The 21,653-nt window shown below is 66.5% G+C and carries 19 protein-coding genes; 18 read left to right on the plus strand and 1 reads right to left on the minus strand.

Features of this window, described 5'->3' with window-relative positions; genetic code table 11:
- Nucleotides 1-54 precede the first annotated feature (54 nt).
- The 8 genes from J0M27_RS02020 (at nt 55) to rpe (ending at nt 10,577) form a co-directional block, all read left to right on the plus strand.
- A complete protein-coding gene (locus J0M27_RS02020) occupies nt 55-1,758 on the plus strand; it encodes an ATPase, T2SS/T4P/T4SS family (RefSeq protein WP_294986925.1) in 1,704 nt (567 codons plus the stop codon).
- A gap of 22 nt (nt 1,759-1,780) precedes the next feature.
- Nucleotides 1,781-2,983 (plus strand): type II secretion system F family protein, encoded by a 1,203-nt coding sequence (locus J0M27_RS02025; protein ID WP_294986927.1) that lies wholly within the window; start codon nt 1,781-1,783, stop codon nt 2,981-2,983.
- Nucleotides 2,983-4,545, plus strand: a complete 1,563-nt coding sequence (locus J0M27_RS02030) for a hypothetical protein (RefSeq protein WP_294986929.1) — start codon at nt 2,983-2,985, stop codon at nt 4,543-4,545. The genes J0M27_RS02025 and J0M27_RS02030 overlap by 1 nt, the downstream gene beginning before the upstream one ends.
- A gap of 111 nt (nt 4,546-4,656) precedes the next feature.
- A complete protein-coding gene (locus J0M27_RS02035; protein WP_294986931.1) occupies nt 4,657-5,268 on the plus strand; it encodes a hypothetical protein in 612 nt (203 codons plus the stop codon).
- Complete coding sequence (locus J0M27_RS02040) at nt 5,265-5,711, plus strand: hypothetical protein (RefSeq protein ID WP_294986932.1); 447 nt, start codon at nt 5,265-5,267, stop codon at nt 5,709-5,711. Before J0M27_RS02035 ends, J0M27_RS02040 begins: the two co-directional genes overlap by 4 nt.
- A 139-nt stretch (nt 5,712-5,850) precedes the next feature.
- Nucleotides 5,851-8,943, plus strand: a complete 3,093-nt coding sequence (locus J0M27_RS02045; protein WP_294986934.1) for a hypothetical protein — start codon at nt 5,851-5,853, stop codon at nt 8,941-8,943.
- Nucleotides 8,931-9,749, plus strand: coding sequence for a prepilin-type N-terminal cleavage/methylation domain-containing protein (locus J0M27_RS02050; RefSeq protein WP_294986936.1), 819 nt, complete (start codon nt 8,931-8,933; stop codon nt 9,747-9,749). The genes J0M27_RS02045 and J0M27_RS02050 overlap by 13 nt, the downstream gene beginning before the upstream one ends.
- 138 nt (nt 9,750-9,887) lie before the next feature.
- Nucleotides 9,888-10,577, plus strand: coding sequence for a ribulose-phosphate 3-epimerase (gene rpe / locus J0M27_RS02055; RefSeq protein WP_294986939.1), 690 nt, complete (start codon nt 9,888-9,890; stop codon nt 10,575-10,577).
- Here the strand turns inward: rpe and J0M27_RS02060 are convergent, their stop codons facing one another.
- Nucleotides 10,578-11,009 (minus strand): MerR family DNA-binding transcriptional regulator, encoded by a 432-nt coding sequence (locus J0M27_RS02060; RefSeq protein WP_294986941.1) that lies wholly within the window; start codon nt 11,007-11,009, stop codon nt 10,578-10,580.
- A 129-nt stretch (nt 11,010-11,138) separates the two neighbouring features.
- Between J0M27_RS02060 and J0M27_RS02065 the strand changes: the two genes are divergently transcribed.
- From J0M27_RS02065 to J0M27_RS02110, 10 genes are all read left to right on the plus strand, one after another.
- Nucleotides 11,139-12,041, plus strand: coding sequence for an SDR family oxidoreductase (locus tag J0M27_RS02065; protein ID WP_294986943.1), 903 nt, complete (start codon nt 11,139-11,141; stop codon nt 12,039-12,041).
- A complete protein-coding gene (locus J0M27_RS02070; protein ID WP_294986944.1) occupies nt 12,041-13,651 on the plus strand; it encodes an acyl-CoA carboxylase subunit beta in 1,611 nt (536 codons plus the stop codon). Before J0M27_RS02065 ends, J0M27_RS02070 begins: the two co-directional genes overlap by 1 nt.
- 9 nt (nt 13,652-13,660) lie before the next feature.
- Nucleotides 13,661-14,812: an acyl-CoA dehydrogenase family protein gene (locus J0M27_RS02075; protein WP_294986946.1), complete on the plus strand. Its 1,152-nt coding sequence runs from the start codon at nt 13,661-13,663 to the stop codon at nt 14,810-14,812.
- Nucleotides 14,809-16,749 (plus strand): biotin carboxylase N-terminal domain-containing protein, encoded by a 1,941-nt coding sequence (locus tag J0M27_RS02080; protein ID WP_294986948.1) that lies wholly within the window; start codon nt 14,809-14,811, stop codon nt 16,747-16,749. Before J0M27_RS02075 ends, J0M27_RS02080 begins: the two co-directional genes overlap by 4 nt.
- Nucleotides 16,722-17,606: a 3-keto-5-aminohexanoate cleavage protein gene (locus tag J0M27_RS02085; protein WP_294986950.1), complete on the plus strand. Its 885-nt coding sequence runs from the start codon at nt 16,722-16,724 to the stop codon at nt 17,604-17,606. The genes J0M27_RS02080 and J0M27_RS02085 overlap by 28 nt, the downstream gene beginning before the upstream one ends.
- A 90-nt stretch (nt 17,607-17,696) precedes the next feature.
- Nucleotides 17,697-18,371: a phosphoglycolate phosphatase gene (locus tag J0M27_RS02090; RefSeq protein ID WP_294986951.1), complete on the plus strand. Its 675-nt coding sequence runs from the start codon at nt 17,697-17,699 to the stop codon at nt 18,369-18,371.
- 170 nt (nt 18,372-18,541) lie between these two features.
- Nucleotides 18,542-19,447, plus strand: a complete 906-nt coding sequence (locus J0M27_RS02095; RefSeq protein ID WP_294986953.1) for a hypothetical protein — start codon at nt 18,542-18,544, stop codon at nt 19,445-19,447.
- A 23-nt stretch (nt 19,448-19,470) separates the two neighbouring features.
- The gene (locus J0M27_RS02100) at nt 19,471-20,898 is read left to right on the plus strand and encodes a S8 family serine peptidase (RefSeq protein ID WP_294986977.1); all 1,428 of its coding nucleotides are present in this window, start codon (nt 19,471-19,473) and stop codon (nt 20,896-20,898) included.
- Nucleotides 20,895-21,293, plus strand: coding sequence for a hemerythrin domain-containing protein (locus tag J0M27_RS02105; RefSeq protein ID WP_294986954.1), 399 nt, complete (start codon nt 20,895-20,897; stop codon nt 21,291-21,293). The genes J0M27_RS02100 and J0M27_RS02105 overlap by 4 nt, the downstream gene beginning before the upstream one ends.
- 70 nt (nt 21,294-21,363) lie before the next feature.
- On the plus strand, nt 21,364-21,653 hold a 290-nt coding region (locus J0M27_RS02110; protein WP_294986956.1), incomplete at its 3' end, for a PHP domain-containing protein.

The following is a 21,653-nucleotide window of genomic DNA, read 5'->3' on the forward strand; positions in this document are numbered from 1 at the left end:
TGTCCCACGACAAGGGCTTGCCCAAGACGGCAGATGCGGGATAATGAAAGCCGTATGAATTCTCCTTCTGCCCGTCGACCCATAGGCCAGATCCTGATCACGCAAGGCGTGATCAGCGAGGATCAGCTAAGGATCGCTCTGCTCGAGCAGATGAAATCCAACCAGCCGGTCGGCAAGCTGCTGGTCGCCCTTGGATTCGTATCCGAAGCTACCTTGCGCGACGCCCTGGGCGAATCGCTGGGCCACAAGTCGGTCGATCTCGCCAACTCGATCATCGATCCCGATGCCTTGCGCATGGTGCCGCGCGAACTCGCCAAGCGCCACATGTTCCTCGCGCTGAGCTACTCGCAGCGCGAACAGCGCCTGAAGATCGCCATCGCCGACCCAAACGACATCGTCGCGCTGGACAAGCTGCGTACCCTGATCCACCCGGAACTGCTGGTCGACACGCTCATTGCCGGCGAATCGGAAATCGCCCGCGCCATCGACCAGTATTACGGCCATGAACTCTCGATCGACGGCATCCTGCACGAGATCGAAACCGGCGAAATAGACTACCGCAGCCTGTCGGCCTCGCTCGACGAGTACAGCCAGCCAGTGGTGCGCCTGGTCGACGCGCTGCTCACCGACGCCGTCAAGCACGATGCCTCGGACGTCCACTTCGAGCCAGAAGCCAGTTTCCTGCGCATCCGCTATCGCATCGACGGCATCCTGCGCCAGATCCGCGCCCTGCACAAAACCTACTGGGCGGCGATGGCCGTGCGCATCAAGGTGATCAGCGGCATGAACATCGCGGAGACGCGCGCCCCGCAGGACGGCCGCATTTCAATCAACATCAGCGGTCGCGCCGTCGATTTCCGCGTCGCCTCGCAACCCACCATCCACGGCGAAAACATCGTCCTGCGCATCCTCGACCGGCAAAAGGGCATCGTGCCGCTCGACCGGCTTGGGCTCGACGACCAGCAGATGAGCCTGATGAAGCTGATGGTGGCGCGTCCGGAAGGCATCATCCTCGTCACCGGCCCGACCGGCAGCGGCAAGACCACGACGCTCTACTCGGTGCTCAACCACATCAACGAGGAAGGCGTGAACATCATGACCCTCGAAGATCCGGTCGAGTATCCGATGGCGATGATTCGCCAGACCTCCGTGGCGGAATCCGCCAAACTCGACTTTGCCAACGGCATCCGCTCGATGATGCGCCAGGACCCGGACATCATCCTGGTCGGCGAAATCCGCGACGCCGATACCGCCGAAATGGCCTTTCGCGCGGCGATGACCGGCCACCAGGTGTATTCGACCTTGCACACCAACTCGGCACTGGGCGCCATCCCGCGCCTGCTCGACATCGGCGTCCTGCCCGACATCATGGCCGGCAACATCATCGGTATCGTCGCCCAGCGCCTGGTGCGCCGCCTGTGCACCCACTGTCGCAAGCCCTATCCGGCCGAAGCCCATGAATGCAAGCTTATCGGCGTCGGCAGCGGCCAGCCGGCGCCGATCATCTACCGCGCGGCCGGTTGCGACCACTGCGGCTACCAGGGCTATCGAGGCCGCATCGCCATCATGGAGATGCTGCGCCTGGACCACGACCTCGACGACCTTATCAGCCGCCGGGCGCCGCAACGCGAGATTCGCAACTTGGCACACGAAAAGGGATTCCGCACTCTCTCCGACGACGGATTGCGGCGGGTACTCGACGGGTCCACCTCGGTCGAGGAAGTCGGCCGGGTCATCGACCTGACCGAGCGGATGTAAGCGCGGCGAAGCCGGACGCATCATGGCCCTTTACTCCTACAAGGCAATGAACGGCCAGGGCCGCATGGTTCTGGGCCGCCTCGAAGCGATCAACCAGATCGACCTCGAAATGCGCCTGAAGCGCATGGAGCTCGACTTCATCAACGGCGACCCGGTGAAACAGGGCGGACTGATGAATCGCGGCAAAATCAGCCGCCCGGAACTTATCAACTTCTGCTTCCACATGGAACAGCTCGCGCGGGCCGGCGTATCGCTGATCGAAAGCCTGACCGACCTGCGCGACTCCATCGAGAATCCGCGCTTTCGCGAAGTCATCGCCGGAATGATCGAAAGCATCGAAGGTGGCAAGACCCTTTCCCAGGCGCTCGCCGAACACCCGCAGACCTTCGACGAAGTAATGGTCAGCCTGATCCGTGCTGGCGAGGAAACCGGTGCCCTGCCGCAAGTATTGAACAACCTGCTGGAATCGCTGAAGTGGCAGGATGAGCTGGCGGCCCACACCAAGAAGCTCATCATGTATCCGGCGTTCCTCGGCACCGTGGTGGTGGCCATCGTGTTTTTCATGATGATCTACCTGGTGCCGAAGATGGCCGGCTTCATCCGCAACATGGGGCAGGAAATTCCGACCCAGACCAAGATACTGATCGCCACCTCCGAGTTCTTCGTCAACTACTGGTTCGTCGTGATCGGACTGCCCGCCCTCGTAGCTGCCGTGGTCTACTTTCTGGTCAAGCACAGCCATGCGGCACGCTACCGCTTCGACGACTTCAAGCTGCGCATTCCCTACATCGGCGACATCCTGCGCAAGATCATCCTGTCGCGCTTTTCCTCGGTATTCGCCATGATGTACTCATCAGGCATCACCATCCTCGATTCGATCAAATCCACCGAGGCAGTCGTCGGCAACCTGGTGATACGGGAAGGACTGGAAAGGGTGGGCGGCTTCATCGCCGAGGGTCAAAACGTGACCGTCGCCTTTCAGAACGCCGGAATATTCCCGCCGCTGGTCCTGCGCATGCTGCGCGTCGGTGAAAACACCGGCGCCCTGGACACGGCGCTGACCAACGTCAGTTACTTCTACAATCGCGACGTTCGCGAATCCATCGAAAAGGTCCAGGCCATGATCGAACCGGTCATGACCGTATCGATCGGCCTCATACTCGGCTGGATCATGATCGCCGTGCTCGGACCGATTTACGACATCATTACGAAGATGAAGACCTGATGGCCGCCAGACGCATACTCCTGCTCGACGGGTCCTCGCTCACCGCTTACCACTGGAACGGCGGCCGGATCAAGGTCGAAGGCGAATTCAGTCCGGAACCGGTGGGCATCGAAGCCTTCGCCGGCTACCTCAAGAAGCATCGCGCCAGCCTGTTCTACCTGCTGGCCGACACGGGCGACGAGGGTTTCCAGCTGGAGGATCTGCCCTATGTGCAGGGCAGCGACCGCGCCGCGTTGCTGCAGCGCAGGCTCAGCCAGTACTTCTACAATACGCCGCTGGCGACCGCCATCCCGCTGGGCCGCGCGACAGGCGGCCGGCGCGACGAAAAGATCCTGTTCGCGGCGCTCACCCGCATCGAGTCTTTCACGCCATGGCTGGAAGCCATCGAAGCCGCCGAGGCGATGCTTGCGGGCGTCTATTCGATCCCGCTGGTACTCGCCGGATGCGGTCCCCAGGTTGTCGGCGCCGGCGGCACGGTGCTGTTCGTCAGCCTGACCCATGGCGGCGTGCGGCAAAGCTTCCTTGATGGCGGCAGGCTGCACTTTTCGCGCCTGTCGCAGCTTGCGACGCAAAGCGTGGAGGAAATCGGTCGCGCATGCGCCAACGAGTCGGCCAAGATCTACCAGTACCTGGTCGCCCAGCGCCAACTGCCGCGGGGCACCACACTGCGTACCGTAGTCCTCGCGCATTCCGCGCAGATGCAGGCTCTGCAGGATTTCTGCCACAGCAGCGCCGAACTCCAGTTCGAATTCATCGATCTTTCGGCGGCCGCGCGCAAGCAGGGACTAAAGGACCCACTCAATGACAGCAGCGCCGACAAGCTGTTCATTCACTGCCTGATCACCAAGACACCGCCCCAGCAATTCGCGCCGGCAAGAGTTACTCGCTTCCACAAGTTGTGGCAGATCCGCTCGGCGATCACAAGCGTGGGCTGGCTCATACTCGCCGGCTGCCTGTTGTATGCCGGCAAGTCCGCCCTGGAAATCAAGGAAGTGATGGACCGGACCGATACCATCCGGATTGCGACCGGCGCCGACACCCAGCGCTACAACGGCCTCCTCGCGGACCTGCCAAAGATCAACCTGACCCCGGAAAACCTGCGCGCATTGACCGGTCGCCACGAGGCATTGCAGAAGCGCATGCCGGCCATGACGCCGCTGCTGACGCATCTGGGCCGCGCATTGAACGAGAGCCCACGGATCGAGCTCGTGCGCCTGAGCTGGAAACTGGCCGACGTGCTCGACGCGGCGGCGCCAGCACCGGGCAGCGCGGCGTCCGGCACATCCGCTCCGCCTGCCGTCGTGCCGGCGGTCGGAGCGGGATGGGCCATCCTCGAACTCGAGGGGCAACTGCCTCTGGTCATGGTCAGCGACCAACGCGCACAGATCGAACTGATCGAAAACTTTGCCTCGCGGCTGCGCGACGCCAAGACCGATGTCCGGGTACTGAGCCGCCCCTTCGATATCGAATCCGACAAACCATTGCGCAGCGCCAGCGACGCGAACAAGGCGCAGCCCGCCGCAGAGCCGAAGTTCTCGTTGCGCATCGCGCGGACCCTGTGAGAAACCCATGAGCCGCATGTTCCCCTCCCCTGTCGCCATGGCGCTTGCCAACCCATTTCCGGCTTGCCAGCGTGTCGAGGGAAAGACGGGCAAGGAAGCGCAGGACACGCCATGAAACTGGAAGCCAAGGATTTCAGACGCCTGCAATGGGCAATCTCATTCCTCATTCTCATGGGCGCGGTTGGTGGCGGTTCCGTATGGACCGCGCTGCAGATGAAAAAGAGCAGCGACAGGGCGCTCAAGGAGGCCACGGCCGCGCGTGGCGACATCCAGACCAAACTGGCACGGGCTCGTGACGAACAGGCCGAACTGCGCGACAAGATCGACCGCTACCAGAAACTCCAGTCGAGTGGCTATATCGGACCGGAAAAGCGTCTGGACTGGATCGAAGCCATCGCCCGGATCAAGGTGGCGCGTCGCGTCTTCAGCCTGGACTATGAATTCACGCCGCAACGCCCGGTGGAGAGTGCAATACTCCCGGGCGGAGCGGCCGCGGGCGGCCTTCTGTTCATGTCCAGCCAGATGCGCCTGCAGGCCGAATTGCTGCATGAGGCCGAGCTGATTGGCCTCATCGAGGATATCCGCAGTTCGGTGCAAGCATTGATCCAGATCCGGTCCTGCAACATGCAGCGGCTTCCGCCGAGCGCGACCGAACGCAGCAACAGCGCCCAAGTCAAGGCCGAATGCACGCTCGAATGGATTACGCTGAAGGACGCCAAATGAACATCGCATCGCGCATCGTGCCGGGCCTGGCCTGCCTGACCCTGCTCGCACCCGCCGGCGCCGCCGAGACGCCCGAACTGGGCCGCCTGTTCTTCACCCCGGAACGGCGCCTCGCGCTGGAACGCCAGCGTACCCACAACGTCCGGGAGGCGCAGACGCTGCAGGGCACCACAATGAGCCTGGACGGCGTCGTCCAACGCTCCAGCGGAAAATCCACCGTCTGGATCAACCGCCAGGCGCAGAACGAAAACGACGGCGGACGCACCGGCGTCAGTGCGGCCGTTTCGGCGAAGACACCAGGCAGCGCCCTGCTGGCGCCAGGCGAGGAAGCGCCCGCCAGGCTAAAGGTTGGCGAAGCCTTGAACCGGGCCACCGGAGAACGCAATACCCGCCTCGGTGGCGGTGTGGTGGTAACGCCCGGCAACCGCGACACCGCGCGCTGAGCCCAAGGCATCGTGATCACCGGTAGCCATCGGCCATTCCCGCCCAGACCCCAGGTTCCGAATGCCGATTCCGGCATGCGTGCCGCGCCGGAATCGGCCTCCGAGCTGGACACCCCCCTCGAAGTCGGCAGGTAGCGCCGTGACCCACCGTCGTCGCCGCAACTGGCGTGCCGCGCCACGGTCCGGTCGAGGATTCGTGCTGATCACGCTGATCGCACTGCTGACGATCGGCGGCCTCTACTTCTTCATCAGCAACCTGTCGCCGGAAATCCTGCGCGCGAACACCCAGCAGAAAACCGACAAGGCCCTCACGCTGGCGCGCGATGCCCTGCTCGGCTATGCGCTGCAGTACCGCGAATACCAGGCTGGCACCGGCACCGACAGCGTCTACGGCTACCTGCCGATGCCGGACCTCGGCGAAGCGCAGAACCAGAACAGCGCCCTCGTGAATTCCCCCTGCCCCGGCGAAGGCTGCGCCAAGCTGAACCCCGCGGGGCTCACCACCGGCCATACCTACATCGGTCGCTTTCCGTGGCGCACGCTGGGCACGGAACCCTTGCGCGACGGCAACGGTGAATGCCTTTGGTATATCGTGTCCGGTGGCCACCGCAGCCTGGCCAATGCCGGCACGATGAACTGGGACACGCTCGGCCAGATAGACGTCGTCGTCGCCGGCGGCACCTCGTCCGACCTCGCCAGCGCGCTCGCCACCCGCCCGCACGATCGCCCGGTGGCGATCATCTTCGCGCCCGGCCCGCCGCTGACGGGACAGGACCGCAGCGCGTCCGCGGTTCCCGGTGACATCGTGTCGCAGTGCGGCGGCAACTACAATCCGGCCAACTACCTCGACCCATCGATCGCCGCCGTGCAGGGCGGCGCCAGTGTCTATTTCCCCGGCAACCGCAGCGTCGATGCCAGCGTCACTCCGATGGCGGTGGCGATCCAGGGCAGCATCGAAAAGGACGCCGCCAACGTCTTGCACGGCAAATGCCAGCGCAGCGCAAATTGCACCACCGTCGCCAACGACCAGGGCCTCGCCGTAACCAGCGATGACCTGTTCGGCGCGCTGCGCAAGTCGTCGAGTTTCCGCACCGACATCAATGCCATGCTCGATCGCATGACGACCTGCCTGCGCGACCAGATCGCGGCGAGTGGCAGCCTCACGCCCATTCCCCTGACCGGCTTCACGCCGCCGACCGACAAGACCGTCGGTCGCATTCCGGCCAGCACCTGCTACGACAGCACGCAGAATCCGCGCGGCTATTTCAGCCATTACTCGGACCAGATCTTCGTCGCGGTGCAAACCGTGTCGCCCTTTAACGTGACGGATACCAAGAACACACCGGCCGCGGGCGACGACACGACTGCGTCCTGTCCGGGCGTGCTGCTTTTAGCCAGCCAGCGCGACAGCGGACAGTCCCGCAGCACGGCTACCGAAAGGAGTACGCCGGCCAACTACCTGGAAGGCAACAACCTCGCGGGATTCATCACTACAGGTGCCCTGGCCTTTGCCGGGCCCAGCCAGTTTTCCCAGGTAAGCGCGATCGCATCGGCGACGCAAACCGCCGGCCAGGACATCGTGCGTTGCATCCCGTCCGGAGCCAGCCTGACGGTCGTCGCACCGGCCGTGGCGACCGATGCGGGCAGCATCGCCCTGGCAAGCTATGCCCCCGGCACGGGTGTGCTGACCCTGGGCAGCGCGGGCGACGAGTCCAGCTACGGCGCCGTCGCCTCCGCGCTTTACGCTTGTGCCTGGACGCCCGAGATACAGGCCGCCGGTTCGGGCCTGCGCAGCTTCTTCCGTTTCCGCATCCGGCGCGTCGGCGAGGGCTTCACCTTTGCCCTGATCGACGGCGACCGCAACGGCACCAACGTCTGCGGCGCCGCGCGGCAGCACCTCGGCTACTCGGGCGACAACGGCAATGCGGCCACGCCCTACATCCAGGCGCCGAAACTCGCCATCGAATTCGACACGGCGCGGCAGTGCAACTCGCCCTACATAAATGCCGCGGGACGACCGGCCTGCGACTTCGACGAGGGTGGCGACACCCTGCGCAACGGCCGGAATGATCCCTGCTACACGAGCAGTTGCGGTGGTCAGAGCAACGATAACAGCAGCCATATCGCCATCGTTTATTGGGGCTATGGTGCGGCGCTGACCCAACCGACGCAGGACGACAACGTCCATGACCAGGCCGACGACTTCTCAAGCTTTACGCCGGACACGCCGATGCCCACCGACCCGTCGCCGCGCCCGGGCCCGCGCAACCCGGCGCCGGTGCTTCCCTATGTCACCAACCCGGCCGTCATCCCCGGCATCGCGCCACTCGACCGCATGGGCGTCACCGACGTCTCGCAACGCGAATTCCACGCCCGCGTCGAAGTGACCCGCAGCTTCGCCGAGCCGGTCGATGCCAAGGACGGCACCACGGCAGTGCAGGTGCAGTTCTGGATCGAGCCGCATTCCGCCAAGCGCATTTCAGCGATGAGCTACAACCCCGGCTCGGCGCCGACCCTGACGGTCACGGCGGCGGGCCATGGATTGGAAACAGGAACTGCGGCGAACCCGACCTACGTCGTAATCCGGGACGCCGTGCCCGCCGGCTACAACGGCGAGTTCGTGATCACCAAGATCGACGCAGACCGATTCACGGCAACGCTGTCCGCCGGTACCCCGAACCCCGGACCCTACATATCATCCATCACCTGGCTCAACGTCGATGGCACCACGGACCAGGCCACGGTGTATTCGGCCAACCACGGCCTCTCCGACGGCGCCACGGTGGTCATTGCCGGCGCGGTACCGACGGAGTTCAACGGTACCCACGTCATCACCCGCATCGACAACGACACCTACCGTTTCGGCCTTGAGTTGTCGGCCCAGCCCGGCAGCATGGAGCCGGCCGTCGCCGCCCCCAAGGCACTGACCCCGCGACAGATCGCGCTGGCCAACACAACGCGGCCCATGAGCGTGCTAGATGCGACATTCAAGCCCCTTGTCTCGCACTCGGCAACGATTTACGATGAACGGATGGAAGAATGTGCGTCAAGCGGGCAAGCCTGCCCGACCGGACAACGCTGCAGCCCTCTCCCCGAGAACAGGTGCTACCGACCATCATTCCGCAATCTTCGCCTCGGCTTCACCACCGCGGAACGCCCAACCACCAACAATCTCACCGCCCGTGGCCAATTGATCGAAGTCACCAACCGGGCCACCACATGGCTGCCATGAACGATACCGTAGCGCCAGCGACCGAAGGAAGTCCCTGTGGGGCGCCGACTCTTGCCCAGCGTGGTTTCACACTGGTCGAACTCGCCATCGTGATGTTCATCGTCGCCCTGCTGCTGGGCGGCATGCTGCTGCCACTGTCGGCCCAGCAGGATGTTCGCTCCTACGGCGACACACAGAAACTCCTGAGCGACGCGCGGGATGCCTTGCAGGGTTTCGCCATGGCCAACGACCGCCTGCCCTGTCCGGCATCCGCGGCAAGCAACGGCGTAGAAAGTCCAGTGGGTGGCGGCGTTTGCACTAATCCCCATGATGGCTTCTTTCCCGCGGCCACGGTCGGCATGGCGCCTGTCGACGGCAGCGGCTACCTGGTCGATGGCTGGGGCAGCGACATCGACAACCGGGTGCGCTACGCAGTGAGTACCGCCAACACCAATGCCCTGACCACCGTATCGGGCATGAAGACCACCGGCATCACGGCACTGCTTCCTGACCTGGAAATCTGCAACAGTGGCGCTCAAGTCCGCATCCCGCCGGTCATCACCGCGCCCGATACGACCACCATGTACTGCCATCCGTCGGCGCGCCTGGCACAGGATGCCGTCGCCGTCATCTATTCGCTGGGCAAGAATGCCGGAACCGGCGGCGCTGGCGCCGACGAAACCCACAACCCGAATCCGCGATCGATCACCGCCGCCGACCGCGCCTTCGTCAATGCCCAACAGGGTACAAATTTCGACGACCAGATAGTCTGGCTGTCGAAGGGCACCCTTTTGAACCGCATGGTCGCCGCGGGCCGCCTGCCCTGAGCAAAACCGGAGTCGGTGCTAGCTACACGGCGATTTTTCGACGGCTTGCGGCCAGCGCTTATGCCAACCATCACAAATCCTGAATCCCACCCGCGCCGGCGCCGGTAGAATCGCCGCATACTTTTCAGGGAGTTCGCCGTGGCCAGGAATTTCAGGATCGCCCCCAGCATTCTTTCCGCCAACTTCGCCCGGCTGGGCGAAGAGGTCGACAATGTCCTGCGCGCCGGCGCCGACATCGTGCATTTCGATGTCATGGACAACCATTACGTGCCCAACCTGACCATCGGCCCGCTGGTCTGCGAGGCCTTGAAGAAGCACGGCGTCACCGCGCCGATCGACGTGCACCTGATGGTCAAGCCGGTGGATCGCATAATCCCCGACTTCGCCAAGGCCGGCGCCACTTACATCACCTTCCACCCGGAAGCCTCGGAACACATCGACCGCACCATCGCCCTGATCCGCGAATGCGGCTGCAAGCCCGGCCTGGTGTTCAACCCGGCCACGCCTCTGGACGTGCTCGAGTACACGCTGGACAAGCTCGACATGGTGCTGCTGATGAGCGTGAACCCGGGCTTCGGCGGGCAGAAGTTCATCCCCTACGTGCTCGACAAGGCACGCAAGGTGCGCCAGATGATCGATGCCCGCGGGCTGGATGTCAGCCTGGAGATCGACGGCGGCGTCGGCCCGGCCAACATCCGTGAAGTGGCGATGGCCGGCGTAGACACCTTTGTTGCCGGCTCGGCCGTGTTCGGCGCGGCCAGGGATTCCGACCCCAATCGCTACGACACGGTGATCGCGGCACTACGCGCCGAACTGGCCAAGGCCTGATCAGGCCTTGCCGGCGCGGCGTTCCGCCGCCCGCGTGCGCTTGAACTGCGCGCGTGCCGCGGCCAGTTCGGAAATCATGTCTTCGAGGTGGCGCTTGCGCGCGCTCAACTCCGCGATCGTCGCATCGATGCGCGACACCAGGTAGTCGAGCTGGCGGGCATGGCCTTCGCCGTGCTCGCCGTAGAGCGAAAGAATGTGCTCGATCTCGGCCAGCGACATGCCCACCGCCTTGCCGCGCAGGATCAAACCCAATCGCACCTTGTCGCGCCGCGTATACGCGCGGCCGCCGTTGATGCGGCGCGGAGCCAGCAGACCCTTGTCTTCGTAGAAACGGATCGCGCGCAGCGAAATGCCGTGCTCGCGCGCAAGCTCGGTGATGCCGTAAAGCGTGTCATCGGGCGCGGGTGGAAGCTGGCGGCGGGCGGCGGTCATGGCGCCATCCTAGCAAGCAGACATGTCGCATGCAAGATGATCATGCCGCTTACTGACGCCTGTTGACGTTAACGGCACCTGTGGCTAGGATGGCCGACATCAACACCGGCCAGACCAGGAGACTCGTGCATGAGCAGTTCCCCGCCCGACGAAGAAATCCCCTTCTCGCGCTACGCCAGCGTGCTGCGCCCCGGCCTGTTCGCCGGCGAGGTGCACTGGGTTACCGGTGGCGGCAGCGGCATCGGCCGCTGCGTCGCCCACGAACTGGCGGCGCTGGGCGCCACGGTGATCCTCACCGGGCGCACCGAAGAGAAGCTGCACAGGGTCGCCGCCGAAATCGCCGAGGACGGCGGCCGCGCCGAGGTTTCCGCCTTCGACATCCGCGTCGAGGAAGCCGTCAACAGCGCGGTCCATGCCGCGGTCGCCCGGCACGGACGCATCCACGGCCTGGTGAACAATGCCGGCGGCCAGTTTCCGGCGCCGCTGATGGCCATCGGCAAAAAGGGTTTCGAGACGGTGCTGGCCAGCAACCTGACCGGCGGCTTCCTGATGATGCGCGAGCTCTACCTGCAATCGATGCAGGCCCACGGCGGCGCCATCGTGAACATGACGGCCGACATGTGGAACGGCATGCCCGGCATGGGCCACTCCGGGGCCGCGCGCGCCGGCATGGCCAACCTGACCAAAACGGCGGCCGTCGAATGGGCGGCCAGCGGCGTGCGCGTGAATGCCGTCGCCCCGGGCTGGATCGCCTCCAGCGGCATGGACACCTACAAGGGCCCGGTGCGCGAGATGATCCCCAGGCTCAAGCGCCATGTGCCGCTGCGCCGCCTCGGCACCGAATCCGAAGTCAGCGCGACGATCTGCTTCCTGCTCTCGCCCGGCGCGGCCTTCATCACCGGCGTCACGCTGGCCATCGACGGCGGCGCGCCGCTTGACACGCCGCTGTTCCCGATTGCCGACCACAGCCGCTCCGCACCCTTCGACGGCTTCCATCGCGGCGTCACGCCCGACGTGCTGAAGGAGGACTGATGCCGGTCATCGCGTCCCTGATCGACGCTGCGTCGCCCGCTTTCGCCGCCAACGCCGCGCGCATGGCCGAGCGCCTGGCCGAGGTGCGCGCGCTGGAAGCCAGGGTGCGCGAGGAATCCGCCTCCAAGCGCGACAAGTTCGAGAAGCGCGGCCAACTGTTGCCCCGCGAGCGCGTGGCGCGCCTGATCGACCGCGGCAGCGACTTCATCGAGTTCTGCACGCTCGCCGGGCTGGGCATGCACGACGACGACGGCAAGGATGCCGTGCTCGGCGGCGGCTCCATCATCGGCATCGGCACCGTCGCCGGCAAGCGCTGCGTGGTGCTGGCCAGCGACAGCGCGATCAAGGGCGGCACGATCCCGCCGATGGGCCTGAAGAAGAGCCTGCGCGCGCAAGAGCTGGCACGGGAGAACAAGCTGCCGCTGATCTATCTCGTTGAAAGCGGCGGCGCCAACCTGATCTACCAGGCCGAAATCTTCATCGAGGGCGGGCGCAGCTTCGCCAATCAGGCCCGGCTTTCGGCGGCCGGCATCCCGCAGATCGCCGTGGTGCATGGCGCCTCCACCGCCGGCGGCGCCTACCTGCCGGGGCTATCGGACTACGTGATCCTGGTGCGCGGGCGCTCGAGCATTTATCTCGCCGGCCCGCCGCTGGTCAAGGCCGCGATCGGCGAGGACAGCGACGAAGAAACCCTGGGCGGCGCCGAGACCCACGCCACGGTGACCGGCCTGGGTGAGTACCTCTGCGAGAACGACGCCCACGCCATCGCCACGGCGCGCGAGGTGATGGACAAACTGAACTGGAACGGCGTACCGCCAGCGCCGACTTTCATAGCGCCTCGATACGCAACAGAGGAACTCCTCGGCCTCGTCCCTGCCGACGACCGCGAACCCTATGACGTGCGCGAAGTCATCGCCCGCCTGGTCGATGCTTCCGACTTCCTCGAATTCAAGGCCGGCTGCGCGCCCGACACGGTCTGCGGCCACGCGCGGCTGCACGGCCACGCCGTTGGCATTCTCGGCAACAACAGGCCTATCCAGCCCGATGGCTCGACCAAGGCCGCGCAGTTCATCCAGCTCTGCGACCAGAGCGCGACGCCGCTGCTCTTCCTGCAGAACACCACGGGCTACATGGTCGGTGCGGCGGCGGAACGCGCCGGCGCCATCAAGCACGGCTCGAAGATGATCCAGGCCGTGGCCAACGCCCGCGTGCCCAAGCTCACCGTGGTGCTCGGCGGGTCGTTCGGCGCCGGCAACTACGGCATGTGCGGCCGCGGCTTCGACCCGCGCTTCATCTTCGCCTGGCCCTCGGCGCGCACCGCCGTGATGGGTGCCGCGCAGGCCGCCAAGGTCATGGAAATCGTCGGTCGCGGCAAACTGGAACGCGCCGGTCAGCCGGTCAATGAAGCCGCGCTGGCGGCCATGAGCGAAGGCCTGCGCCGCCGCCTCGAATCCGAATCCACGGCGCTGTTCGCCACCGCCCGGCTGTGGGACGACGGCATCATCGACCCGCGCGACACGCGCCGCATCCTCGGCCTTTGCCTCGACGTCTGCGCCGAAGGCGAAGCGCGAACCCTGCGACCCAATACCTTTGGCGTCGCCAGAATGTAAGGAGCCTCCATGCAACTCACCAGCGAACACCGCCAGCTTGCCGACACCGTACTGCGCTTCGTGCGCGAAGAGCTCAATCCGCATGTCGCCGAGTGGGAGGCCGCCGAACAGTTCCCGTCTCACGAGGTGTTCAGGAAGCTCGGCCAGCTCGGCCTGCTCGGGCTCAAGTACGACCCGGCCTACGGCGGCCAGGGGCTGGACTTTTCCTATTCGATGGTGATGGCCGAGGCGCTCGGCGAATGCGCCTGCGGCGGCGTGCCCATGGCCATCGGCGTGCAGACCGACATGTGCACCCCGGCGCTGGCCCGATTCGGCACCGACGAACTGAAACGCGAGTTCCTCGTCCCGGCCATCGCCGGCGACAGGGTCGGCTGCATCGGCGTCTCCGAACCCGGCGGCGGCTCCGACGTCGCCGCGGTGAAGACCACGGCGAAGAAGGACGGCGGCGACTGGGTGATCAACGGCAGCAAGATGTGGATCACCAACGGCATGCAGGCCGACTGGTGCTGCCTGCTGGCCAATACCTCGGCCGAGGGCGGCCCCCACCGCAACAAGTCGCTGATCATGGTGCCGATGGACTCGCCCGGCATCAGCCGGCAGAAGATCATCAAGATCGGCATGGACGCGTCCGACACGGCGCAGATCTTTTTCGACGAGGTGCGCGTGCCGCAGCGCAATGTCATCGGCCAGGAAGGCATGGGCTTCACCTACCAGATGCTGCAGTTCCAGGAGGAGCGGCTGTGGGGCGCGGCGAGCAGCCTGCGCATGATGGACAACATGATCGACCAGACCATCGCCTACACCCGCGAGCGCCAGGCCTTCGGCAAATCCATCCTCGACAACCAGGTCGTGCATTTCCGCCTGGCCGAACTGCGCACCGAGGTCGAGGCCCTGCGCGCCCTGACCTGGCGCGCGGTCGAGGAATACATCGGCGGCAAGGATGTGACGCGCCTGGCCTCGATGGCCAAGCTGAAATGCGGACGGCTCGACCGCGAGGTGGCGGATGCCTGCCTGCAGTACTGGGGCGGCATGGGCTACACCTGGGACAATCCCGTCTCGCGCGCCTGGCGCGACGGCCGCCTGGTGTCGATCGGCGGCGGCGCCGACGAGGTGATGCTGGGCATCATCTGCAAGCTGGAAGGCACGCTGCCGCGTCCATGAAATTCAGCAAGATCCTTGTCGCCAACAGGGGAGAAATTGCCTGCCGCGTCATGCGCACGGCGCGCACGCTGGGCTATCGGTGCGTCGCCGTGTATTCGGACGCCGACGCCGAAGCGCCGCATGTAGCGATGGCCGACGAGGCGGTACGCATCGGCGCCGCGCCCGCCGCCGAGTCCTACCTCAACGTCGCCGCCATCCTCGATGCCGCCCGGCGCACGGGTGCCGATGCCGTGCATCCCGGCTACGGCTTCCTCAGCGAGAACGCTACCTTTGCCCAGGCCTGCGCCGATGCAGGGCTGACCTTCATCGGCCCGCCCGCCGAGGCAATCGCCGCCATGGGCGACAAGGCCGGCGCCAAGCGGCGCATGATCGCCGCCGGGGTGCCGACCGTGCCCGGCTATCTCGGCGACGAGCAGGGCGACGAAAGGCTGATGGCCGAAGCCGAAGCACTGGGCTTCCCGCTGCTGGTCAAGGCGGTCGCCGGCGGCGGCGGACGCGGCATGCGGCTGGCCACTTCAGCGGCGGAACTGCCCGAGGCGCTCGCCGGCGCGCGGCGCGAGTCACAAGCCGCCTTCGGCGATGCGACACTGATGCTGGAGCGATTGGTCGAAGCTGGCCGCCACATCGAAATCCAGGTCTTCGCCGATGCCCACGGCCACGCCGTGCACCTCGGCGAGCGCGACTGCACCGCCCAGCGCCGGCGGCAGAAGCTGATCGAGGAAGCGCCCTCGCCCATCGTCACGCCGGCCTTGCGCGAGGCCATGGGGCGCGATGCCGTGGCCGCGGCCCTTGCGGTGGGCTATCGCGGCGCCGGCACGGTGGAGTTCATCGTCGATGCCCAACTCAGGCATTACTTCCTGGAAATGAATACGCGGCTGCAGGTCGAGCATCCGGTGACCGAAATGCTCACGGGGCTGGACCTCGTCGAATGGCAGTTGCGCGTCGCCGCCGGCGAAGCCCTGCCGCTGGCGCAGGACGAAATCGTGTTCAGCGGCCATGCCATCGAGGCACGCCTCTATGCCGAAGACCCCTACGCCGGCTTTGCGCCGCAGACCGGCGCCGTGCTGCACTTCCGCCCCGCGGACGCGCTGCGGCCGGGGGTGCGCATCGACGCCGGCATCGTCGAAGGCGGCAGGGTGGCGCCTTGGTACGACCCGATGCTGGCAAAGGTGATCGCCCATGGCCGCAACCGCGACGACGCCATCCGGCGCCTGATCGCGGCACTCGAAGATGCACCGCTGCTGGGCGTGGCGAACAACGGCCGCTTCCTGCGCGACCTGCTCGATCACGAACGCTTTCGCAGCGCGACGATGCACACGGCGCTGCTCGACGAGTGGTCTTCCGGCGACGAACCCATCCTGCAACGACCCCATCCGACGGAGGCCGACTGGCGACTGGCCGCGGCCCTGTTCGCGGGACCCAAGGGCTGGCGCCCAAGCAGCGTCGCCGCATTCGACTTGACGCTGAGTTGCGGCGGAGAGGCGCGGAACATGAGAGTCGGCGCTGGCGCTGCGGCGATCGAGTGGCAGGTCGACGCCCATGGCCGCCTGCGCTACACCCAGGACGGAATCACCCGCCACGCGACCTTGCATCGCGACGACGACACGCTTCACCTTGCGCGCGATGCGGCGGTCTTCGTCTTCCGCGAAGCCTCGCCGCTGCCGTCCGCCGCAAAGCGCAACGATCCTGCCATCGCCCGCGCCAGCGTCGCCGGCACCGTCGCGCGCCTGGAAGTCGGCGCCGGTGACACGGTGCTTGCCGGGCAGACGCTGGCCGTGATCGAGGCCATGAAAATGGAAATTCGCGTCACCGCCGGCGCCGCCGGAATCGTGACCGCGGTGCGCGTGCTGGCCGGCACACAGGTGGAGGCCGGCGCGATACTGATGGAACTGGACATCGAGGAAGCCCCATGCCTGCCCATGACAAAGCCATTCTGACCTGCGCCCTGACCGGGGTTCTGACCGACCCGGCGCAATACCCGGTGCCCGTCACGCCCGCACAGATGGCGGCCTCGGCGCGCGAGGCCTACGACGCCGGCGCCAGCATCATGCACGTGCATCTGCGCCAGCAGGTTCCGGGCAAGGGCCACCTGCCATCCTGGGACCCGGAAGTCGCCGCAACCATCGTCGATGCCATCCGCGCCGCCTGCCCCGGCGTCATCATCAACCTCACCACCGGCGTCATCGGCCCCGACATCGCCGGTCCCGCCGCCTGCCTCCGCCGCGTGAAGCCCGAAGTCGCCGCCTGCAACGCCGGCACGCTGAACTACCTGAAGCTGAAGGACGACGGACGCTGGGCCTGGCCGCCGATGGTCTTCGACAATCCGGTGGAGAAGGTGCAGGCCTTCCTCGACGTGATGCAGGAGACCGGCACCCGGCCGGAGTTCGAATGCTTCGACGTCGGCATCGTGCGTTCCGTCGCGATGTACCAGAAGGCCGGCATGTCACCACAACTCGCGGACCACGCCGAATACAACTTCGTCATGGGCGTGGCATCCGGCATGCCGGCCGATGCCGACCTGCTGCAACTGCTGCTGCGCTGGATAGCCCCCGGCTCGCATTGGCAGACCACGCTGATCGGCCGCGCCGAAATCTGGCCCCTGCACCAGCGTACGGCCGAACTCGGCGGCATGCTGCGCAGCGGGCTGGAAGATAGCTTCTACCTGCCCGACGGCAGCCGGGCCGGCGGCAATGGCGCCCTGATCGAGGCGCTGGCGGCCTGTGCGCGTCGCGCCGGACGCGAAGTCGCAACGGCGGCCGAGGCCCGCCAAATGCTGGGATTGAAGCCGGCCTGAAACCCTGTCCGCATGCCCCATAAAACCGGGCTATGCCTCCATCGGCAGGTCATGCCGAAGGTCGGCCGGCACCATGCTATCGTCGCGCCCATGAACCCGATACGCTCCGTCACCGTCGATCTCGACGGTACCCTCCTCGACACCGTTCCCGACCTCGCCGCCGCCGCCAACGCCATGATGCGCGAGCTTGGCCGGCCCGAATACCCGCTGGAAACCATCGCCAGCTTCGTCGGCCGCGGCATCCCCAAGCTCGTGGCCCGCTGCCTGCCCGATCTCGAGGAGGCCGGCGTGGAAGCCGCCCAGGCCATCTTCCGCCACCATTACGCGATCGAGAACGGACGTTGCTCGACGATCTTCCCCGGCGTGATCGAGGGCCTGCAGGCGATGCGCGATGCCGGCCTGCGTCTGGCGGTGATCACCAACAAGGCGGCGGCCTTCACCGAACCGCTGCTGGTCGCCACCGGCCTTGCGCCCTGGTTCGAGTTCGCCGTCTCCGGCGACAGCCTGGCGCACAAGAAGCCGCATCCGGCGCAATTGCTGAACGCCTGCCAGCGCATGGGCACCCAGCCCGGCGAGAACCTGCACATCGGCGATTCCCACCATGATGCCGTCGCCGCGCGCGCCGCCGGCTGCCCGGTGTTCATCGTCCCCTACGGCTACAACGAGGGCGAGGACGTGCAGGGAATCGACTGCGATGCTATAGTCGCGTCGCTGGCCGAGGCGTATCGCCGTATCGCCGGCACCGACTCTCGAAAGACCGCTTGATCCCCATGCTCCACCGCAACCTGCATACGACAAGGAAACACGCCCTCGGGGCGGAGGCCTGGCCCTGGCGGCCCTGGCTCGCCTTCGCGCTTTCGCGCCGCTGATCCTTCCCCGCGCCGGCCCACGGCCCGCGCCCGTCGTTGCAGTACCGTTATTCCGGAGCTTTACCCATGACCGAAATCGAATTCAACCGCCTTGCGGCGGAGGGCTACAACCGCATTCCGGTGACGCTCGAAACCTTCGCCGACCTCGACACGCCGCTGTCGATCTACCTCAAGCTGGCCAACGGCCCCTACTCCTACCTGCTCGAATCGGTGCAGGGCGGCGAGCGCTTCGGCCGCTACTCCTTCATTGGCCTGGCCGCCGGCACGCGCATCGCCGTGGTCGACGGCGCGATCATGGTGCTCAGCGGCAACCGCGTCGCCGAGCGCCGCGACCACACCAACCCGATGAGTTTCATCTCGGAATTCATGGCCCGCTTCAAGGTGCCCGACCTGCCCGGCCTGCCGCGCTTCTGCGGCGGCCTGGTGGGCGTTTTCGGCTACGACACGGTGCGCTTCGTCGAGCCCAAGCTGGCCCGGACGCACAAGCCGGAAGCCGCCGGCCTGGAAGGCGTGCCCGACATCCTGCTGCTGCTCTCGGAAGAAATCGCCATCGTCGACAACCTCTCGGGCAAGCTGAGTCTGGTGGTGTATGCCGAGCCGGGCTTTCCCGGCGCCTGGAAACAGGCGCAGGCGCGGCTCAAGGAACTGCTCGGGCGGCTACGCTCGCCGGTGGCTATCCCCGAGGACGTGCGCGTGCCCTCGGCTCCGGCCGTATCCGAATTCGGTGAAGAGGAATTCAAGGCCGCGGTGCGCCGCGCCAAGCAGTACATCGTCGATGGCGACATCCCATCACCTCGGAAGCCCTCGCCACCCGGCTGGCCCAGGAATCCGACGTGGCCTACGCGGTGCCCGACCGCATCAAGACCATCCGCGCCACACCCAACGACCCGCTGTTCAGCCACCAGTGGTATCTGCAGGCCGCCAGCAGCACCCAGCCCGCCGCCACCGGCGCCCAGAACGCCTGGAGCCTGACCCCAGGCTCGGCCAGCGTCGTGGTGGCCGTGGTGGATACCGGCGTGCGCTTCGACCACGAAGACCTCGCCGCCAAGCTCCTGCCCGGCTACGACTTCATCGCCAGCGATCTGCTCTCGGGCGACAGCGACACCGGCCGCGACGCCGACGCCAACGATCCCGGCGACTACCTCTCGTCGGCCGATCTGGCCAACACCGCCCTGCGCACCCTGTGCGGCAACCCCGCCAGCACCCATGCCAGCTCGTGGCATGGCACCCAGGTGGCCGGCATCATCGGGGCCGAAACCAACAACGGCCGCGGCATCGCCGGCATCGGCGGCGCCACCCGCATCCTGCCGGTGCGGGCCCTGGGCAAGTGCGGCGGCTACGACTCGGACATCATCGCCGGGATGCGCTGGGCCGCCGGCCTTTCGGTTTCCGGCGTGCCCGCCAATCCCAACCCCGCCAAGGTCATCAACCTGAGCCTCGCCGGCAACGGCAGCTGCAGCGCCGCCTACGCCGACGCCATCGCCGAGATCCGCGCGGCCGGCGTGCTGATCGTCGCCGCGGCGGGCAACGAGACCGGCGCCGTGGACGAACCGGCCAACTGTGCCGGCGTGCTTGCCGTGGCCGGCATCCGCCACGCCGGCACCAAGGTCGGCTACTCCAGCTACGGCCCCGAGGTCGGCATCAGCGCCCCGGCCGGCAACTGCGTGAACGTGGGCGTCGGCCAGCCCTGCCTGTACCCCTTCATCAACACCATCAACTTCGGCAGCACCAGCCCCACCACCAACGGCTACACCGGGATCAACGCCGTCACCACCGGCACCAGCTTTGCCGTGCCGCTGGTCTCGGGCACCGCCGCACTCATGCTGGCCGCCAACCCGGCCCTCGGCGAAGCCGAACTGGCCCAGCGCATCAAGCGGACGTCCAATCTGTTCCCCACCGACAGCGGCCTCTCCGCCTGCCCCACCGTCACCACCGACGGCCAATGCAACTGCACCACCGCCACCTGCGGCACCGGCATGCTGAACACCGCCGCAGCCGTCGCCGCCGCCATCGACGGCAACGCCCTCAATCCCGGCGTGGTCATCAGCCTGCCCGATTCGCCGGTCAAGAACACAACCCTCAGCCTGGGCTCGGGCAGCAGCAGTGCCGCGGCGGGCGCGAGCCTGGTCGGCTGGCACTGGAGCCAGCTCGCCGGGCCGGCCACCGGCAGCTTCGGCTCCGACACCCCCAGCACCACCTTCACCGCACCGCTTGCCGGCGACTACCTCCTGCGCCTCGCAATCACCGACAGCGCCGGCCGTACCGGCGTCCAGGACGTCACCCTCAGCGTGCTGGATGCCGCACCCAAGTCCGGCGGCGGTGGCGGCGGAGGCGCCCCGGATCTTGCCAGCCTCGCCGGCCTTGCCACCCTGGCGCTCCTGGCCCACCGCCGCCGGCACCGCGACCACGCAGGCCGGCCATGAAACGACGCCCGGCCCTGCTGCAACTCTCCCGCGAGCACCACGCCGCCCTGGTGCTCGCCAAGCGCATCGCGGCAGCCGACAGCGCCGACGCCATCGCCGCCCAGATGCGCAGCACCACCGATGTCTTCGCCCGCGAGCTCGAACCCCACTTCCAGGCCGAAGAGGCCGACCTCCTGCCCCGCCTCGTGGCCGCCGGTGAGACGGCCGTCGTCGAGCAGACCCTCGCCGAGCATCGCCAGCTACGGGATCTCGCCAGCCGCATCGCCAGCGGCGACACCGCCAGCCTCAAGCCGTTCGGCGTCGCCCTTCACGATCACGTCCGCTTCGAGGAACGGCTACTCTTCGTGACCGCCGAAGCCACCCTCCCCGCCAGCTATCTGGACGCCTCGGGCTAAGCCAAGCCGAGCGATCCGGCAGCAGCCCAAAGGGCTTGCATCGACGACTGTTTATTTATACAGTCAACCCATGCAGGCCGCTCAGACTCCCGCCTTCGCCGAGCTCTACGCCCGGTCGTGCTTCAGCTTCCTCACCGGCGCCTCCCACCCGGAAGAGCTGGTCGACCAGGCCGTCGCCCACGGCTACAGCGCCCTGGCGATCACCGACGAATGCTCCATGGCGGGCATCGTGCGCGCCTGGTCGGCCTGGCGCGCCCTGCCCGAAGGCAGCTTGCACCTCATCATCGGCACCAGCCTCCGCCTGGCCGACGGGCCCGATCTCGTCCTCCTCGCCACCGACCGGGCCGCCTACGGGCGTCT

Origin of the sequence: Sulfuritalea sp. (assembly GCF_017302275.1) — a bacterium.
GTDB lineage: Bacteria > Pseudomonadota > Gammaproteobacteria > Burkholderiales > Rhodocyclaceae > Sulfuritalea.

Excerpts from the sequence above, each read along its gene's own strand:
- J0M27_RS02020 (WP_294986925.1), top strand. The coding sequence starts at position 55 with ATGAATTCTCCTTCTGCCCGTCGACCCATAGGCCAGATCCTGATCACG.
- J0M27_RS02025 (WP_294986927.1), top strand. The coding sequence starts at position 1,781 with ATGGCCCTTTACTCCTACAAGGCAATGAACGGCCAGGGCCGCATGGTT.
- J0M27_RS02030 (WP_294986929.1), top strand. The coding sequence starts at position 2,983 with ATGGCCGCCAGACGCATACTCCTGCTCGACGGGTCCTCGCTCACCGCT.
- J0M27_RS02035 (WP_294986931.1), top strand. The coding sequence starts at position 4,657 with ATGAAACTGGAAGCCAAGGATTTCAGACGCCTGCAATGGGCAATCTCA.
- J0M27_RS02040 (WP_294986932.1), top strand. The coding sequence starts at position 5,265 with ATGAACATCGCATCGCGCATCGTGCCGGGCCTGGCCTGCCTGACCCTG.
- J0M27_RS02050 (WP_294986936.1), top strand. The coding sequence starts at position 8,931 with ATGGCTGCCATGAACGATACCGTAGCGCCAGCGACCGAAGGAAGTCCC.
- J0M27_RS02060 (WP_294986941.1), bottom strand. The coding sequence starts at position 11,009 with ATGACCGCCGCCCGCCGCCAGCTTCCACCCGCGCCCGATGACACGCTT.
- J0M27_RS02065 (WP_294986943.1), top strand. The coding sequence starts at position 11,139 with ATGAGCAGTTCCCCGCCCGACGAAGAAATCCCCTTCTCGCGCTACGCC.
- J0M27_RS02070 (WP_294986944.1), top strand. The coding sequence starts at position 12,041 with ATGCCGGTCATCGCGTCCCTGATCGACGCTGCGTCGCCCGCTTTCGCC.
- J0M27_RS02075 (WP_294986946.1), top strand. The coding sequence starts at position 13,661 with ATGCAACTCACCAGCGAACACCGCCAGCTTGCCGACACCGTACTGCGC.
- J0M27_RS02080 (WP_294986948.1), top strand. The coding sequence starts at position 14,809 with ATGAAATTCAGCAAGATCCTTGTCGCCAACAGGGGAGAAATTGCCTGC.
- J0M27_RS02085 (WP_294986950.1), top strand. The coding sequence starts at position 16,722 with ATGCCTGCCCATGACAAAGCCATTCTGACCTGCGCCCTGACCGGGGTT.
- J0M27_RS02090 (WP_294986951.1), top strand. The coding sequence starts at position 17,697 with ATGAACCCGATACGCTCCGTCACCGTCGATCTCGACGGTACCCTCCTC.
- J0M27_RS02095 (WP_294986953.1), top strand. The coding sequence starts at position 18,542 with ATGACCGAAATCGAATTCAACCGCCTTGCGGCGGAGGGCTACAACCGC.
- J0M27_RS02105 (WP_294986954.1), top strand. The coding sequence starts at position 20,895 with ATGAAACGACGCCCGGCCCTGCTGCAACTCTCCCGCGAGCACCACGCC.